4 protein-coding genes and 1 tRNA gene are annotated in these 2,786 nt (G+C 65.3%); 3 read left to right on the top strand and 2 right to left on the bottom strand.

The window, feature by feature from the left end:
- Nucleotides 1–2: 2 nt before the first annotated feature.
- Both ABWP09_RS13360 and ABWP09_RS13355 read right to left on the bottom strand, forming a co-directional pair.
- Nucleotides 3–78 (bottom strand) — tRNA-Ala (locus ABWP09_RS13360).
- Nucleotides 79–192: 114 nt separating this feature from the next.
- On the bottom strand, nucleotides 193–510 hold the full coding sequence (locus ABWP09_RS13355) for a TIGR02300 family protein (RefSeq protein WP_188447277.1): 318 nt from the start codon (nucleotides 508–510) through the stop codon (nucleotides 193–195).
- 100 nt (nucleotides 511–610) lie between these two features.
- On the opposite strand from ABWP09_RS13355, the gene aroA reads away from it, so the two are divergent.
- From aroA to ABWP09_RS13340, 3 genes are all read left to right on the top strand, one after another.
- Nucleotides 611–1,942, top strand: a complete 1,332-nt coding sequence (gene aroA, locus ABWP09_RS13350; RefSeq protein WP_353205615.1) for a 3-phosphoshikimate 1-carboxyvinyltransferase — start codon at nucleotides 611–613, stop codon at nucleotides 1,940–1,942.
- Nucleotides 1,939–2,187, top strand: a complete 249-nt coding sequence (locus ABWP09_RS13345; RefSeq protein ID WP_353205614.1) for a CBU_0592 family membrane protein — start codon at nucleotides 1,939–1,941, stop codon at nucleotides 2,185–2,187. The genes aroA and ABWP09_RS13345 overlap by 4 nt, the downstream gene beginning before the upstream one ends.
- Nucleotides 2,184–2,786: (d)CMP kinase (locus ABWP09_RS13340; protein WP_353205613.1), on the top strand; the 603-nt coding region annotated here is incomplete at its 3' end. The genes ABWP09_RS13345 and ABWP09_RS13340, both read left to right, overlap by 4 nt.

Genomic DNA, 2,786 nt, shown 5'->3' with positions numbered 1-2,786 from the left:
AATGGTGGAGCCGAGGGGGATCGAACCCCTGACCTTTCGCATGCCATGCGAACGCTCTCCCAGCTGAGCTACGGCCCCATGTCCCGGGTGGGTTGGTCCCGGGGAACGCGTCGCCCCTACCGAGGCGACGCACTCTTGGCAAGCGGTCTGGATGCCGCTTGCCGTTAAAAGTTACCGATCACGTGCTGAAGATCAATGCTCGTCTTCGCTCGCGGGCGCTTCCACGCCGAGATCGTCGTCGCCGCCGAGGTCGACCTCGTCATCGGGCGAGGGCTCCTCGTCTTCACCCGTGTCGATATCCTCATCATCGCCAGCGAGATCGTCATCCTTCTTGACCAGTTCGGGCTTGGCTTGCTCGAACGGCAACGGCTGCTTCGATTTCAGAATCGGCTCGGGCTCCCAATGCGCACCGCAATTGATGCAGGTGACGGGGTCGTCCTTGCCAAGATCGTAAAAGCGGGTGGCGCATTTCGGGCACGAACGCTTCGTGCCCCATTCCGGCTGGATCATATGCCGAGTGACCTCTTTCAAAGATGGGATTATTGCGGTTGCGCCGCAAAGTGGGGCGCGCCTTGCCATAGCGCAAGCGCACTGTCAAAGCGCGGGGCCAATGGCCCACCCCTCCCCTGCACCGCTCACCCTGTCTGCCGTCGGTCCCCTGACCGGACGCGTCCGCGTGCCCGGCGACAAATCGATCAGCCACCGCGCGCTGATGTTTTCGGCACTCGCGATCGGCACCAGCCGGATCGAGGGCTTGCTTGAGGGAGAGGATGTGCTCGCGACCGCCGCCGCGTTGCGCGCGATGGGCGCGACGGTCGTGCGCGATGCGGCCGGCTGGAGCGTCGATGGCGTCGGTGTGGGTGGTCTGTTGCAACCGGCGGGTGCGCTCGACATGGGGAATTCGGGGACGTCGACCCGGCTTTTAATGGGGTTGGTGGCAAGCCATCCAATCACCACCACCTTCATCGGCGACGCATCGCTGTCGAAGCGACCGATGGGGCGGGTGATCGCACCGCTGTCGCAAATGGGCGCGGATTTCACCGCCAGCCCGGGCGGGCGCCTGCCGCTGATGCTGCGCGGCCTGTGTCCCGCGATTCCGATCACCTACACGCTGCCCGTCGCCTCGGCGCAGGTGAAGTCGGCGGTATTGCTGGCCGGGCTGAACACGCCGGGCATCACCCGCGTGATCGAACCGGTCGCGACACGCGATCATAGCGAGCGCATGTTGCGCGGCTTCGGCGCCGAGGTATCTGTGGACACCACGCCGCGGGGCAAGATCATCGCGATCACGGGCGAGGCCGAACTCAAGCCGCAGCACATCGTCGTGCCCGGCGATCCCTCCTCTGCCGCCTTCCTGGTGGTGGCGGCAACGATCGTGCCGGGGTCGGATATCGTGGTTGAGAATGTCGGCCTTAACCCGACACGTGCCGGATTGTTCACAGCACTGCGCCTGATGGGCGCGTCGATCGAGGAGCTGGACCGCCGCGACGTTGGCGGCGAGCCGGTCGCCGATCTGCGCGTGCGCCATGCCGCGCTGACGGGGATCGAGGTTCCGCCCGATCTCGCGCCGAGCATGATCGATGAATATCCCGTGCTGTTCGTGGCGGCGGCATTTGCCGCCGGACGAACGATCGCGCGCGGTGCCGACGAGTTGCGCGTCAAGGAATCGGACCGGATCGCTGCAATGGCCGCCGCGCTTGAGGCCGCTGGCGCGCGCGTCGAGGAAGTCGAGGATGGCTTGCTGATCGACGGCACTGGCGGCGATCCGCTGCCCGGCGGCGCGACGGTCGCGACGCAGCTTGATCACCGCATCGCCATGAGCATGGCGGTGGCAGCCTTGCATTGTCGCACACCCGTTACGCTCGACGATGCATCGCCGGTTGCAACGAGCTATCCCGCGTTCTTCGATCAAATCGCGCATCTGCAGGGCGCGACGGCATGATCCCGCCGGGGACCGCCGACGTGGTCGGCTTTTGCGGCGCAGCGATGGTACTAAGCGGCTTCGCCTATCAGACGGTCCGAAACGCAGCGCCGGATCGGCTGTCCAACGGGCTCAATTTCGTCGGCGCATCGCTGCTCGCGCTGTCGTTGATCGTAAACTATAATTTGCCCGCACTTCTGCTGGAAACGGCTTGGGCGGGAATCGCTTTTTTCGGATTGGTACGCACAGTGGTGACACGCCGATGATCATCGCCGTCGATGGCCCCGCCGCATCGGGCAAGGGCACGATCGCGCGGGCGCTGGCCAGGCATTATGGCTTGCCGCATCTCGACACCGGCTTGCTGTACCGTGCTGTCGCCGCCAATGTGGCCCGGCTGGAGCTCGACGGATCGATCGAAGCGGACGCAATCGCGGCGTGCGATTTCGATGATATGCTGCTGGAAGATCCGATCCTGCGCAGCGATGCGATCGGCTCGCTGGCGTCGGTCATTTCGGCGCATCCGCTGGTACGCGCATCGCTGCTGCAGCGGCAGCGCCGGTTTGCCAATCAACCCGGCGGGGCTGTGCTCGATGGTCGCGATATCGGCACGGTGATCGCGCCCGAAGCCGATGCGAAGCTGTTCATCCGCGCCACGCCCAACATCCGCGCGAAACGTCGCCATGCCGAATTGCGCGCCGCCGGATCGACGATCAGCATCGACAAGGTCCTGGCCGATATCCGCGCGCGCGATTTACGCGATTCGACTCGCTCCACGGCGCCGTTGGTGCCGGCGAAGGATTCGGCGTTGCTCGACACCAGCTTTCTGTCGATCGAGGCATCGGTGCAGCGGGCGATCGCGATCGTG

This window comes from Sphingomonas sp., from assembly GCF_040398505.1.
Lineage (GTDB): Bacteria > Pseudomonadota > Alphaproteobacteria > Sphingomonadales > Sphingomonadaceae > Sphingomonas.
Note: the sequence above shows the minus strand (reverse complement) of the source record. Positions and strands in the feature narration are given on the sequence as shown.